Below are 13,360 nucleotides of genomic sequence, written 5' to 3' on the forward strand. Positions count from 1 at the left end.
TCAGTGCGATTTACCGAGCACGGGTTGGTGAATGTCCGTGTTGGCGGTGTCCGTTACCGTGGGTTTGGTCTTGGCGAAAAACACCAGCAGCGCAGCAATGATCGAGGTGCCCGCCAGGCCATACAGCCCGCCCTGAATGGAGCCGGTGGTTTGCTCCAGAAAGCCGAAGGTGGTGGGCGCGACGAAGCCGCCGAGGTTGCCGATGGAGTTGATCAGGGCGATGACCGCAGCAGCGATCCGGGCATCGAGGTAGCCCTGGGGAATCGGCCAGAACAGCGAAGAGGCTGACTTGAAACCGATCGCTGCAAAGCAGATGGCGATAAACGCAAAGATCGGCCCACCTGTGGTCGAGAGGAACATACCCGCGGCGGCGATCAATAGCGCAGCGGCAACCCAGGCCTGCTGGAACTTGAACTTGCCCGACAGTGCGGCGAAGGCATACATGGCGACAATCGAAATCAGCCAAGGAATCGAGTTGTAGAAACCCACCTGAATGTCGCTGAGGTCGCCCATCTTCTTGATGATGCTGGGCAGCCAGAACGTGGCGGCGTAGATCGTCAGCTGAATGCAGAAGTACAGCGCGCAAAACAGCATGATCTGACGATCCTTGAGCAACTTGCCCAAGGTCGGCTTGACCGTGTGGGCGGCGTCGCGCTCACGTTGTTCGCGGTCGATTTCGCCCACCAGCGCATCTTGCTCTTCGCGGCTCAGCCACTTGGCGTCATGCGGTTTGGAGTCCAGCCAGAACCAGACAAAGAAGCACAGGAACACCGACGCCATGCCTTCGATGATGTACATCCATTGCCAGCCATGCATGCCCAGACCGTTGATTTGCAGCAGCATGCCGGACAGCGGGCCGGAGATCAGCGAGGCGAATGCCGAGCCACTGAGGAAGATCGCGATGGCTTTACCGCGCTCGACGCCGGGCAACCAGCGAGTGAAGTAGTAGATGACGCCAGGGAAGAACCCGGCTTCGGCCACACCCAGCAGAAATCGCAAGATGTAGAAGTGGGTTTCGTTCTGGATGAAGGCCATCAGCGTGGCGGTGATGCCCCAGGTGAACATGATCCGGGTCAGCCAGATACGCGCCCCGACCTTTTGCAGCAGCATGTTGGAGGGCACTTCGAACAGTGCATAACCAATGAAGAACAAACCTGCACCGAGCCCGTAAGCCGCGGCACCGATGCCCAGGTCGTGTTCCATGTGGGTACGGACGAAACCGATGTTGACGCGGTCGATGTAATTGACGATGAACATGATGACGAAGAGCGGGAGCACATGGCTCTTCACTTTCGAAATGGCGCGCGCCAGGACAGGATTGTCCGGCGAGGCGGCAGGTGCAGCGCTTGAGTTGCTCACGGTTCATGACTCCCACTGATTATTGTTATGCGGGTGTGGTGCTGCAGCGTTGTTTTGCGACTTAAGTTGCCAGTCATCATACAAGTGAGATTTTTGAGTCGCAATACGAGACTTGCGACCAAATGGCTATAAAAAATTGGTTTGTAAGATTTAAATAGATGAAATTGAGGTGTTTTAGGCGGTTAAGGCTCGATTTTGACTCAGGGATTCAGTTTTTCAAGATGAGCATTTCGCTCGTCATGCAAACGAGGTAGTCGAATAAAATGGCTGAAACAGCTATGTTGTCTGACATGTTGAAGCGCAAAATCAACACATCCCCTGTAGCAGCTGGCGAAGCCTGCGTTCGGCTGCGAAGCGGTCGTAAATCCTGCCTCCACGGTTAACCTGAAAAAACGTGGTGTCTGATTTTACGACCGCTGCGCGACCGAACGCAGGCTTCGCCAGCTGCTACAGGAATGTGCCGAGCCTGACATCGCTTGATTGGCCGACATTGAGGCAAGGGCAGTCCATTGATCGACGGTAGTAGTATTCTGGAGCCTCCTTTGAACGGGTCGGACCACATGCAAAACGAATCCAGCGGTTCAGGCCGCAAGCGTGCGCCAGGCCTGGCGCACGACATTGTTGCCGAGCTGACTCAACGCATCCTGCTTGGGCAGATCGCACCGGGTGAAAAACTGCCCTCCGAATCCGCGATTGTTCGGGAGCACGGCGTCAGTCGTACGGTGGTTCGCGAGGCTATCTCCAAGTTGCAGGCGTCCGGTCTGGTTGAAACCCGGCATGGTGTGGGAACGTTCGCTCTGGAGCGTGACTCGCATCAGGGGTTTCGCCTGAACAGCGACACCGCCATCAGCGTGCGGGGGATTCTCGAACTTCGCCTGGGGTTGGAGACACAAGCCGCGGCCCTGGCGGCGAAACGCCGAACCGAAGATCAGCTCGCCCGGATGCGCCAGGCACTGGACGACTATCAGAACTCGTTGGCCAATAACGACAGCAGCGTTGAGCCCGACATGCGTTTTCACCGACTGATTGCCGAAGCCACCGGGAATACATACTTCACCGACATCATCTATCACCTCGGTAACTCGGTCATACCGCGCACGCGGATCAACGCGCAGGAGCGGGGAGACACCGACCTGATGAAGCTGGGTCAATCCGCCAGTCTGGAGCACGAAGCGATCTTCAATGCGATTCGCCGGCAGGACCCCGACGCGGCCAGAGCGGCCATGCTGCTGCATTTGAGCAACAGCCTGGAGCGTATGGCGGTTGAGTGACGCGGTGCTGGGTCACCTCAAACCAGCAATCGCAGCGTATCAAACAGCTGCCGGTCTTCCTTCTTCGCCGAACGCGCATGGCGTCGAATCACCTGTAGCAGGCAATCGGTAAAACACAGCGCCGGATTGCTCAACGAGCCGTTGCGGCGAGTGACGATGCTCAGCTGCCGCGGTTCGAACTGCTCGATCAGGTTCACGGACACCAATCGGCCGAGGAAGGGCGAGGCGGTGCTGAGGATGGTCGGGCCCCAGGTACACATGTCGGCCCGTTCCAGCATCATTTGCAGGATCGCCAGTGAATGGGCGCGCACGATGCGCTTTTCGTCGATCTGCGCGTTGTGCCTCCAGAACAGCTCCTGCATCAGCGCATCGTGGCCGTCTGGCGCGTAGTTCAGGGTCCAGTCCTGGTCCAGCAGCTCGTGAATCGACCGGGCGTTCTGCCGCGGATGACCTTGGCGAACCAGCACCGAGGTCTGGTATTCGAGCAGGGTTTCGCAGGCAAATTCCGCGGTCGCTTGTGCCGGGTGAAGCTGGCCGATGGCGAAATCCATGCTGCCGTCGCGCAGCAGTGGCTGGGCCACCGCCATCAGGCTTTCGAACAACTCCAGATGAATCTCCGGCATGCGCGCCCGAAAAGCCAGGACCACTTCGGGCAGGAAGGTCAGCGCGACCCAAGGCGTGACCCCGACGCAGAGGCGCCCCTGGGCCTTGCCGCGCAGGTGATCGAGTTCGGTCTGCGCATGCTCCAGTTGCTTGAGCACCAGCCGTGCGTGCGTCAGCAGCACCTTGCCGAACTCGGTGAAGTTCAGGCCGCTGGGGGTTCTGACGAACAGCGGCAACTGTTGTTCGGTTTCCAGCTCGCGCAGGGCTTTGGTCACCGCGGCCTGGGAGATGTCCAGCGAGCGCGCGGCGGCGCGGATGCTGCCGGTCTCGGCGCTGGCAATCAGGGCTTGTAATTGATGCAGTTTCATCTGCTCACCGTGGTGACAACTGTTGGTTGTCATCATAACCAAACTGCGCCTCCCCAGCCTACGGCCCATTCCCTAAGATCGACCCGACAGCGCCCAGGTTGAATCGCCGGCAGCTGAATATTCTTATCGAGGAGCACACCCATGAATGCTGGCCACGTCCTGCCAGGAGTCGCTGCGCTGCAGGATGAAATGATCACCCTGCGTCAGCGTATTCACGCGTACCCCGAACTTGGCTTTGAAGAGTTCAGCACCAGTGAGCTGGTGGCGCAGTGTTTGACGCAGTGGGGATATGACGTCAGCACCGGCGTGGGTAAGACCGGCGTGGTCGGGACCTTGAAAAATGGCGAGGGCCGATCCCTCGGGCTGCGCGCAGACATGGATGCGCTGCCGATTCAGGAAGCCACCGGGTTGCCTTATGCCAGCCGGATCGACGGCGTGATGCACGCCTGTGGCCACGACGGTCATACCGCAACCTTGCTCGCGGCGGCCAAATACCTGGCGCAAACGCGGGAATTCAACGGCACGCTGAATCTGGTGTTCCAGCCGGCCGAAGAAGGGCTGGGCGGTGCGAAGAAGATGCTCGAGGACGGGCTGTTCGAACGCTTCCCGTGTGATGCGATTTTTGCCATGCACAACATACCGGGCTATCCCGCCGGGCAGTTGGGATTTTACAGCGGGCCGTTCATGGCCTCTGCCGATACCGTCACGATCAACATCATCGGCACCGGTGGCCATGGCGCGGTGCCGCACAAGGCGGTCGACCCGGTGGTGGTCTGCGCGTCGATCGTGATCGCCCTGCAAAGCATCGTCTCGCGCAACGTCAATCCGCAGGAAACGGCGATCATCACGGTCGGCTCGATTCATGCCGGGAACGTTTCGAATGTGATTCCCGCGTCTGCCGAAATGATCCTGAGCGTACGCGCCTTGACGCCTGAGGTTCGCCAGTTGCTCGAACGCAGGATTACCGAGCTGGTCAACGGCCAGGCGGCGAGTTTCGGCGCGCGGGCCGAGATCGATTATTACCGTTGCCATCCGGTGCTGATCAACGATCCGGAGCAAACCGCGTTCGCCCGTCAGGTCGCACGGGAGTGGCTGGGAGAAGGGCAACTGATCGAAGACCTGCGGCCCTTCACCGCCAGCGAGGATTTCGCGTTCATCCTGGAACAATGCCCCGGCAGCTACCTGGTGATCGGCAATGGCCAGGGCGATGGCAGCTGTTTGCTGCACAATCCCGGTTACGACTTCAATGATGCCTGCCTGCCAATCGGCGCGAGCTATTGGGTGAAGTTGGCCGAGGGTTTTCTGCGTTGAGGCGCACGCTTTTTGAACATCACGGTTATACAAAAAACGGTCGGTAACCCGACTCGGCGAACCCCTGGAGGACAATAACAATGAATAAGATGATCGCGGCGGTTTCACTGGTTTTCATGACGGCATCCGGCCTGGCCGGTGCGGCCGACTGGTCCGGCAAAGTGTTGAGGTTGGGGATTGACCCGACGTACCCACCGCTGGAATACAAAAACCAGGATGGCACGCTGACCGGCTTTGGCGTCGACATCGCCGACGCGCTGTGTGCAGAGTTGCACGCTAAATGCGTCTGGGTTGAAAGCAGCTGGGACGGGATGATTCCAGGGCTGCTGGCGCGCAAGTTCGACGCTATCGCGTCGTCGATGACCGTCACCCCCAAGCGTCAGGAACAGATTGCGTTTAGTGACAAGGTATCCAACGCGCCGGCTCGCTTGGTGATCAAGCGCGGATCGGACCTGCAGCCGACCGTCGAGTCGCTCAAAGGCAAACGCATCGGCGTGGAGCAGGGCTCGACCCAGGAGGCTTTTGCAAAAGCGGTCTGGGGCAAGCAGGGGGTAGAGATTCTTTCTTATCAGAATCAGGACCAGGTCTACGCCGACCTCGTGGTCGGGCGCCTCGATGCGTCGTTGCAGGGCTCGATTCAGGCCAGCTACGGGTTTCTGGATAAACCGGTGGGCAAGGACTACGAGTTTGCCGGCGGCACCCTGGACAATCCGGAGTTCTTCGGCGTCGGTGACGGTATCGGCGTGCGCAAGAGTGACGTTGAACTGCGCGAAGACCTGAACAAGGCCCTGGCAGCCATTCTCGCCAACGGCACGTACGCGAAGATCAACAAAAAGTACTTTGACTTCGATATATACGGCGCGAAGTAAACCCGCTCGATTCGAAACAACAAAGATCTAATGTGGGAGCGAGCCTGCTCGCGATAGCGGTGTGACAGTCGACATTGATGCCGAATGTAAAACCGTCATCGCGAGGGTCGCTCCATTCGAGCACCCATTTCTGTATCAGTGTGACATCACTGGCCTCTGCCACACCAAAACCGGTCATGCGTCCTACGGCATGCCAGCGTCCCAGCATGGTGACGCCTGCGGGTGGGGCTCCACCTGTTTTGAGAAAACGTTCGATCGCGCTATTACGACGTTCCGGAGTGATTGACCAACTGACGATGTAGAGCATCTGCCACCTCCTGTCAGGGGCTGGCACCGGTTTTTCTCTGCGCGCACAAGGTGGGTGCCGCGACCCTGGCCACGCATCTGTTTTCAGCGCCTCCCTCGGCTGACTTGATCGACAGCTCCCATGAGAAGGCATAGCAGCCTGCTGAATGCGGCGTATGACCGCTGATCTTCTTTAGCGCCTCAGCAACAAATCCCGGGCACTACACTATTCGGCAAGGCAGGTTTATGTTGGGTCATCGAGGCCATTGAAGAGGAGATCCGCCATGCAAGGTTTTCTGGTGATTTTCTTTACTCAGCAGAACCGCCGTCATCACGGAAAAATGCTCGGTGACTGGCTCATCGATCTGGCAAAGGAAATGGGCCTGCACGGGGCCACTCTGGCAACCGGTATCGAAGGCTTCGGGCATTCCGGGAAACTGCATTCCGCGCATTTCTTCGAGATGGGCGATCAGCCCGCCGAGATCCGCCTGGCGATTACCGAAGAAGAGTGCACCCGCCTGTTCGAGCGGCTCGAGGCCGAAGACATTGCCTTGTTTTACATCAAGGCACCGGTTGAATTCGGAATCGTGGGTAAAAGGGCCGAGCCGTCCGGCCACGAGGGTTGATAATGCTGGCCGAGCCAGGAAGGCGCCGACGTCTAAACTCAGCGGTATAGTCCGGTCCTGGGGGCATTCTTCGAACGTGCCTTTGCCAGCGCCTATACCGGCTGTCCATTTATTCGTTTTTTTTGATCAGGATGCCCACACGATGCTGCATATCAGAACACCGTTGATACTCCATCCGGGGCTCTCGACGCCCAGCCGGCGCATCTGGCTCAAGCTGGAAAACCTGCAACCCAGCGGTTCATTCAAGCTGCGCGGCATGGGCCTGCTCTGTACCCGTGCGGCCGAGCAGGGCATGAAGAAAGTAGTCTGTCCTTCCGGCGGCAATGCCGGTTATGCGACGGCGGTGGCCGCCGCGGCGTTGGGGCTGGAAGCGAGCATCATCGTGCCGAACACCACCCCGGAAAGTACCCGGGCGCGAATCGCCAAAACCGGGGCGCAAGTGATCGTGCACGGTCAGGTGTGGGACGAGGCCAACCAGTTGGCGCAGGAACTCGCCAAGGCGCCCGATACCGAATACGTGCCGGCGTTCGACCACCCGACGCTGTGGGAAGGGCACAGCACGATGATCGATGAAATTCTGCAGGACTGCCCTCAGGTCGACGCGATCGTGGCGTCGGTGGGTGGCGGTGGTTTGCTGGCCGGGATCCTCACCGGACTGGAGCGCCACGCCCGGCTGGATTGCCGGATCATCGCCTGTGAAACTGAAGGCGCAGCGTCATTCGACGCCGCGGTCAAGGCCGGGCATCCGGTCAAACTCTCTGAAATCAGCAGCATTGCCAGCTCACTCGGGGCGCTGCAAGTTGCGCAATGGCCGGTTGAGCACATCCAGCACTTCCCGCACACGTGTGTCGTGCTGACGGATGCCGAGGCCATCATGGGCGTCGTCCGTTATGCCGATGACCTGCGTCAACTGGTGGAGCCGGCGTGCGGTGTTTCGCTGGCCGTCGCGTATCTGGATCACCCGGCGATTGCCGGTGCCCATGATGTAGTGATTATCGTGTGTGGCGGGATCAGCATCAGTGCGCAGAAGGTTGCCGGCTGGCAGAACCTTTGAGGTCACGGGTTCAGGCTGGCGTCAGGCGCAGTCGCCAACGGCCGTTGTAGCGTAGTTCGACGGCGGCCAGCGGTTCGACGTCAATCGTGTTGAACAGCGCGAGCGGGCATTGCATCACGTGCATCAGCGCGGCCCGAATCACGAACGGGTGAGTGACCGCAAGGAGATGCCCGGGCTGGCTGCCCAGGGTCTCCAGCCACGCAGCGATCCGCTCGCACAGTTGGGCCACCGATTCACCGCCATGCACAGCATGGGTGCTGTCGCTCAGCCAGGCGTGCAGTGCCTCGGGTTCGTCTCGTTGCAGGTCATTGATCCGCAGCCCCTTCCAGCGACCCAAATCACAATCGCGCAGGGCCGGGACAATTTCCATGTCCGCGCCAAACAGCGCGGCGGTCTCTCGGGTCCGGGCTTCCGGTGCGCTGAGCAGGCGTGGCGCTCGTTTGAAACGCTTGGCCAATGAGCCTTTTGCGTTCTGCCAGTCCATGTCCACTGATTCATCCTCGGCAAAGCGCGCCAGTTTCTGGGCCGCTGTCCGGGCGTGACAGATCAGGGTCAAACGGGTGCTCTGCACTGGAAATCACTCAGGCTGTGTTGGAGGGAGACGTATCGCGAAAAGGGAAGAAAGACCCGGAACCGCACGGTTCCGGGCCTGTCGACGCGAGGGTGTTTTTAGCTGATGACCTGATAGCAGGGCACATACTCTGCGCCACCGGGCAGTTTCATCCGGTGTTGTGCGACAAACGCTTTCAGCAGTTTGTCCAGCGGCTGCATGACCGCTGCGTCGCCGTGGATCTTGTAAGGACCGTGTTTCTCGATCAGGCGAATGCCCTTGTCCTTGACGTTACCGGCAACAATGCCGGAAAACGCTCGGCGCAGGTTCGCCGCCAGTTCGTGCGGTGGCAGGTCGCGGCGCAGTTGCAGGCTGGCCATGTTTTCGTGGGTTGGATCGAACGGGCGCTGGAAGCCTTCGTCGATCTTCAGCAGCCAGTTGAAATGGAACGCATCGTTGCGCTCGCGGCGGAACTGCTTGACGGCCTTGAGCCCTTTAGTCATCTGCCGGGCCACCTGGGCCGGGTCGTCGATGATGATCTCGTAGTGGCTCTGGGCTTCTTCGCCCAGCGTGGCGCCCACGAACGCGTGCAACTGCTGCAAGTACGGCTCCGCGCTCTTCGGCCCGGTCAGGATCACCGGGAAGGGCAGGTCGCGGTTGTCCGGGTGCATCAGGATCCCGAGCAGGTAGAGGAACTCTTCGGCAGTACCGGCGCCGCCCGGGAAAATGATGATGCCGTGGCCGACGCGGACGAACGCCTCCAGGCGCTTCTCGATGTCCGGCAGGATCACCAGTTCATTGACGATCGGGTTCGGCGCTTCGGCCGCAATAATCCCGGGCTCCGTCAGCCCCAGGTAACGGCCGTGGGTGATTCGTTGTTTGGCATGGGAAATGGTCGCGCCCTTCATCGGGCCTTTCATCACCCCAGGCCCGCAGCCGGTGCACACATCCAGACTGCGCAGGCCCAGTTCGTGGCCGACTTTCTTGGTGTATTGATATTCCTCGGAGCTGATCGAGTGACCGCCCCAGCACACGACGATTTTCGGTTCCACGCCGGCACGCAGGGTGCGGGCGTTGCGCAGCAGGTGGAAGACGTAGTCGCTGATGCCTTGGGACGAGCTCAGGTCGATGCGCTGGCTGTCCAGTTCGTTCTCGGTATAAACGATGTCGCGCAGGGCGCTGAACAGCATCTCGCGGGTGCTGGCGATCATTTCGCCATCGACGAAGGCGTCTGCGGGTGCGTTGAGCAGCTCCAGGCGGACACCGCGATCCTGCTGATGAATGCGAATCTCGAAGTCCCGATAGGCTTCCAGAATGGTCTTGGCGTTGTCGACATGGGCGCCGGTATTGAGGATGGCCAGGGCGCACTGGCGGAAGAGAGAGTAGATGCTGCCTGATCCGGCGGCGCTCAGTTGCTGAACTTCGCGTTGGGACAGCGTCTCCAGGCTGCCTTTTGGGCTCACCGAAGCATTGATAACTTGTCTTGCGGTCATTCGATATTCCCTGAGAACGATGTTATCGAGCCCGACAGGCTCAGTAGCATCAGGATAGTCAGTGCCAGAGCGATCGTGCTGCTTTCATCTTCTCCGGCGACCGGGCATGAATGCAAACATCATGGCCGGTGCGCGCCGGATCGTTCGTTTCATGATGAAACGGATGGCCATGAAACAGGATTCCTGGCGAGTGGGCAATTGCAGGTTTTTCAGTTGCCGGATGAATGTGGGTAGAGCGCCTGAGCCATTTCAGCCATGAGGCATTCTTTGTAGCAGCTGCCGAACGCCGCCTTCGGCAGCTGCTACAGATCGCGTTAGGGCTTATATGTTTATTCCTTGAGGGAATGCGGTTTATAAAATTAATGAATTTTTATTATGGTTTTGTGTGGAGTAGCTTGATTCGAGGCCACATGGAGAATCGCCTTGAAATCATCCCCGCTCAATGCTTCTGAAAAATTTGATACGTCGCGCGCGAATGAATACGCACAGCAAAGCCGCATTGCCTTGGCGGGATATGACGCTTGCCACGACTTGTCTGCCTGCATGCTGGCGGCAAGTCTCGCAGGTATCAGTTCAGTGAAGGTACTGGTGGTCGGCGCGGGTGGCACCGCCCAGGAAATTCTGGCGATGGCAGCGCTGGAAGCGAACTGGCGCTTTACCGCCGTCGATCCGTCAGCGCCTATGTTGGCGGCAGCAACGCAGCAGTTGCTGGCGAACGATTTGCTGGAAAGAACGGACATCCATCTCGGGACACTCGACGACCTGCCTTCGAGCGAGCGGTACGATGCGGCCACGGTGATCGGCGTGCTTCATCATCTGGACGGAGACGATGCCAAGCGCCATCTACTGAGATCGGTTCAGGACCGCCTCAAGCCTGGTGCGCCGTTGATTCTGGCGGGGAATCATTATGCTTATGCCAGCCAGCCTCTACTGCTCGACGCCTGGGCGCAACGCTGGAGACAGCAGGGTGCCCGTCCCGATGAAGTCAAAGCCAAGCTGGATAAAATTCTTCAAGGCGCTGACCCACCTCACTCAGAAGCAGCGGTTCAACAGTTGCTGCACGACACGGGATTTGGAGACGCCACGCGCTTCTTTTCCAGTCTATTCTGGGGCGCGTGGCTGGTCCGGAAAACGTGAAGAAAGAGGGCGACAACCATCATGAAGAAGGAAAAGGTCGGCGCACATGAAGGCGAGGGGGAAGGCACTGCCTCTCAACTGATACAAGCGAGAATCCAGGAACTGGGAGATTGGCGCGGTGAAACGCTTGCTCGGGTCCGGGCGCTGATCAAGCAGGCCGTTCCTGACGTGGTCGAGGAGTGGAAGTGGAGAGGGGTGCCGGTATGGTCGTGCGGCGGAATCATCTGCACCGGTGAGACGTACAAGCAGGTCGTGAAGATGACTTTCGCCAAGGGCGCCTCGCTGGAGGACCCTTCAGGTCTCTTCAACTCCAGCCTCGAAGGCAACACCCGGCGTGCCATTGATATCCACGAAGGCGAGAGGCTTGATGAAAAGGCGCTGACGGCGCTCATCCATGCCGCCGTGGCGCTCAACACGTCGGTGCGGGCGGGCGCTCGCGCCAAATCGGCTGGATGAGCGGCCCTCCGGGATCAGGCTGTGCTCATCTGCACAAAGTGCCCAGGCGAATAATCTAAAACGGCGTCTGTAAGTCGCTGCTAGTCTTGCTAGATACATCGCCAGGGCGGCGCTGTTTGCGACTCCATTTGAGTTGCCGGTTAACCATGGGGGATTGAGCCAACACACGTCGTGGTGGTCGGGGGGGATTTTACCGGCGCGTTGCCGGCAGGGCAGGCATCATGAGTAGTTCGCAAACTATTCACCCGATCTGGCTACGGTTGACCCACTGGATCAACGTCATCGCCGTGGTCATCCTGGTGATGAGCGGCTGGCGCATCTATAACGCCGCGCCAATTTTTTCCTTTCAGATTCCTGCCGGTATCACCTTGGGCGGTTGGTTGGCCGGTGCGCTGCTGTGGCACTTTGCGGCGATGTGGGTACTGTTCATCAACGGTATTGTCTACCTGCTGCTGAATATCTTTTCCGGGCGCATCGCCTACAAGTTCTTCCCCATACCTCCCCGCGAAGTCCTGCATGATTTTCTCGCCGCCCTCAAAGGCAAGCTCGCCCATGCGGACTTGCGGCACTACAACACCCTGCAAAAGCTCGCCTACCTGTTTGCCGTGCTCGACCTCATCGTGCTGATGCTGTCGGGGCTGGTGATCTGGAAGTCCGTGCAGTTTCCGTTACTGAGGGAGTTGATGGGCGGCTATGACTCGGCGCGCATCGTGCATTTTGTCTGCATGGCGTTGCTGGTCGCTTTTACCGTGGTGCATCTGGTGATGGTGGCCCTTGTGCCACGCACCCTGATTGCCATGCTGCGTGGGCGCTAACTCATGAACAGAACGACTGGAAAAGACCGGATGGATGACCCCGCCATCATCAGATCGGTGGCGCAGGAGCTTGAATTGCCCGCGCGCAGGCAATTTCTTCGGCATGCCTGGACGCTGGGCGGGATTGCCTTGCTGACAGGTTGTCGCCTGGACGACAGCCACTCAGTGGAGTCCATGCTGAAAAGGGTCTCGCGCTTCAATGACAAGGTTCAGGCGGCGCTGTTCGATCCGGCCCGATTGGCACCGACCTACCCCGAGTCGATGATGACGCGCCCGTTTCCGTTCAATGCCTATTACGACCGCAACGGCATTCCGGACATCGAGGAGGATGAGTTCTCCCTCACGGTTGGCGGCCTGGTCCAGGACAAACACAGCTGGACCCTGGCCGAATTGAACCAGTTGCCGCACACCACTCAGGTCACACGGCTGATTTGCGTGGAGGGCTGGAGCGCCATCGGCAAATGGGGTGGGGTGACCTTTTCGACTTTTCTGCAACGGGTGGGCGCCGACACCCGTGCCAAATATGTCGGGCTCAAATGCGCTGACGACTATTACACCAGTATCGACATGCCTACCGCCTTGCATGCGCAAACGCTGCTGACCCTGAGCTATGACGATCAGGTATTGCCGCCGGAGTACGGCTACCCGCTGCGGCTGCGCATGCCGACAAAGCTGGGCTTCAAGAACCCGAAACATGTGGTGGAGATTTTCGTGACCAACGATTACCCCGGTGGTTATTGGGAAGATCAGGGTTACAACTGGTTCAGTGGCAGTTGAGCAATCGGCTGTTCTGAAACGCGGCGCATTGCCGCTGTCCTTAACGCGAACTGCACAGGAGTAGTGACATGAAGAAGCTGATTGCTGCGGCGATTGCTGCCGTAGTCCTGGTGGTAGCCGCCCCGTTGTTTGCGGCTGAAGCCAATACGAATGACATGTCCAAGGATCAGATGGACAAGGGCACGATGAAAAACGACGAAATGAAAAGCAATGCCACGAAGACCACCAAGCACCACTACAAGACCAAGGGCGAGAAGACCAAGAGTGCCACCATGAAGAAAGACAGCATGGAGAAAGGTGGCGCGATGAAGAGCGAGGGCATGGAGAAAAAGGATGAAATGGGCACTGACACAATGAAGAAATATTAAGGCGCCCATTCACGCCGC

The 13,360-nt window shown here is 59.0% G+C and carries 15 protein-coding genes; 10 read left to right on the forward strand and 5 right to left on the reverse strand.

From position 1 onward, the window contains the following. Positions 1-1,359 (reverse strand): MFS transporter, encoded by a 1,359-nt coding sequence (locus AC1DIH_RS26875; RefSeq protein WP_477773902.1) that lies wholly within the window; start codon positions 1,357-1,359, stop codon positions 1-3. A gap of 560 nt (positions 1,360-1,919) precedes the next feature. Between AC1DIH_RS26875 and AC1DIH_RS26880 the strand changes: the two genes are divergently transcribed. Beyond that, complete coding sequence (locus AC1DIH_RS26880; protein WP_477773903.1) at positions 1,920-2,630, forward strand: FadR/GntR family transcriptional regulator; 711 nt, start codon at positions 1,920-1,922, stop codon at positions 2,628-2,630. 17 nt (positions 2,631-2,647) lie between these two features. On the opposite strand, the gene AC1DIH_RS26885 is transcribed toward AC1DIH_RS26880, so the two are convergent. Next, positions 2,648-3,637, reverse strand: coding sequence for a LysR family transcriptional regulator (locus tag AC1DIH_RS26885; protein WP_477773904.1), 990 nt, complete (start codon positions 3,635-3,637; stop codon positions 2,648-2,650). Between the two features lie 105 nt (positions 3,638-3,742). Here AC1DIH_RS26885 and AC1DIH_RS26890 point away from each other — a divergent pair, with 105 nt between their 5' ends. Beyond that, positions 3,743-4,912, forward strand: a complete 1,170-nt coding sequence (locus AC1DIH_RS26890; RefSeq protein ID WP_477773905.1) for a M20 aminoacylase family protein — start codon at positions 3,743-3,745, stop codon at positions 4,910-4,912. 80 nt (positions 4,913-4,992) lie between these two features. Beyond that, entirely contained in the window at positions 4,993-5,781 is a 789-nt protein-coding gene (locus tag AC1DIH_RS26895) for an ABC transporter substrate-binding protein (RefSeq protein WP_477773906.1), read from the forward strand. Here the strand turns inward: AC1DIH_RS26895 and AC1DIH_RS26900 are convergent. Next, a complete protein-coding gene (locus tag AC1DIH_RS26900) occupies positions 5,738-6,088 on the reverse strand; it encodes a DUF3303 domain-containing protein (RefSeq protein WP_477773907.1) in 351 nt (116 codons plus the stop codon). The two genes, AC1DIH_RS26895 and AC1DIH_RS26900, sit on opposite strands and share 44 nt — an antisense overlap. Positions 6,089-6,350: 262 nt before the next feature. On the opposite strand from AC1DIH_RS26900, the gene AC1DIH_RS26905 reads away from it, so the two are divergent. Beyond that, positions 6,351-6,692, forward strand: coding sequence for a DUF190 domain-containing protein (locus tag AC1DIH_RS26905; protein WP_427542923.1), 342 nt, complete (start codon positions 6,351-6,353; stop codon positions 6,690-6,692). Between the two features lie 142 nt (positions 6,693-6,834). Next, entirely contained in the window at positions 6,835-7,746 is a 912-nt protein-coding gene (locus AC1DIH_RS26910) for a pyridoxal-phosphate dependent enzyme (protein WP_477773908.1), read from the forward strand. A gap of 10 nt (positions 7,747-7,756) precedes the next feature. Here AC1DIH_RS26910 and AC1DIH_RS26915 read toward each other — a convergent pair whose 3' ends face one another. Next, positions 7,757-8,317, reverse strand: a complete 561-nt coding sequence (locus AC1DIH_RS26915) for a histidine phosphatase family protein (RefSeq protein WP_477773909.1) — start codon at positions 8,315-8,317, stop codon at positions 7,757-7,759. Between the two features lie 98 nt (positions 8,318-8,415). Next, on the reverse strand, positions 8,416-9,789 hold the full coding sequence (ppnN, locus tag AC1DIH_RS26920) for a nucleotide 5'-monophosphate nucleosidase PpnN (RefSeq protein WP_477773910.1): 1,374 nt from the start codon (positions 9,787-9,789) through the stop codon (positions 8,416-8,418). Between the two features lie 423 nt (positions 9,790-10,212). Between ppnN and AC1DIH_RS26925 the strand changes: the two genes are divergently transcribed. The 5 genes from AC1DIH_RS26925 to AC1DIH_RS26945 all read left to right on the forward strand — a co-directional run bounded on the left by AC1DIH_RS26925 (position 10,213) and on the right by AC1DIH_RS26945 (position 13,342). Beyond that, positions 10,213-10,926, forward strand: coding sequence for an SAM-dependent methyltransferase (locus tag AC1DIH_RS26925; RefSeq protein WP_477773911.1), 714 nt, complete (start codon positions 10,213-10,215; stop codon positions 10,924-10,926). Between the two features lie 21 nt (positions 10,927-10,947). Then, positions 10,948-11,382, forward strand: a complete 435-nt coding sequence (locus AC1DIH_RS26930; RefSeq protein WP_477773912.1) for a DUF1801 domain-containing protein — start codon at positions 10,948-10,950, stop codon at positions 11,380-11,382. Between the two features lie 221 nt (positions 11,383-11,603). After that, a complete protein-coding gene (locus AC1DIH_RS26935) occupies positions 11,604-12,197 on the forward strand; it encodes a cytochrome b/b6 domain-containing protein (RefSeq protein WP_477773913.1) in 594 nt (197 codons plus the stop codon). A gap of 30 nt (positions 12,198-12,227) precedes the next feature. Next, positions 12,228-12,974 (forward strand): molybdopterin-dependent oxidoreductase, encoded by a 747-nt coding sequence (locus AC1DIH_RS26940; RefSeq protein ID WP_477773914.1) that lies wholly within the window; start codon positions 12,228-12,230, stop codon positions 12,972-12,974. A 68-nt stretch (positions 12,975-13,042) separates the two neighbouring features. Next, positions 13,043-13,342, forward strand: coding sequence for a hypothetical protein (locus AC1DIH_RS26945; protein ID WP_019689672.1), 300 nt, complete (start codon positions 13,043-13,045; stop codon positions 13,340-13,342). Positions 13,343-13,360: the final 18 nt, after the last annotated feature.

This window comes from Pseudomonas sp. 05N36, assembly GCF_056397385.1.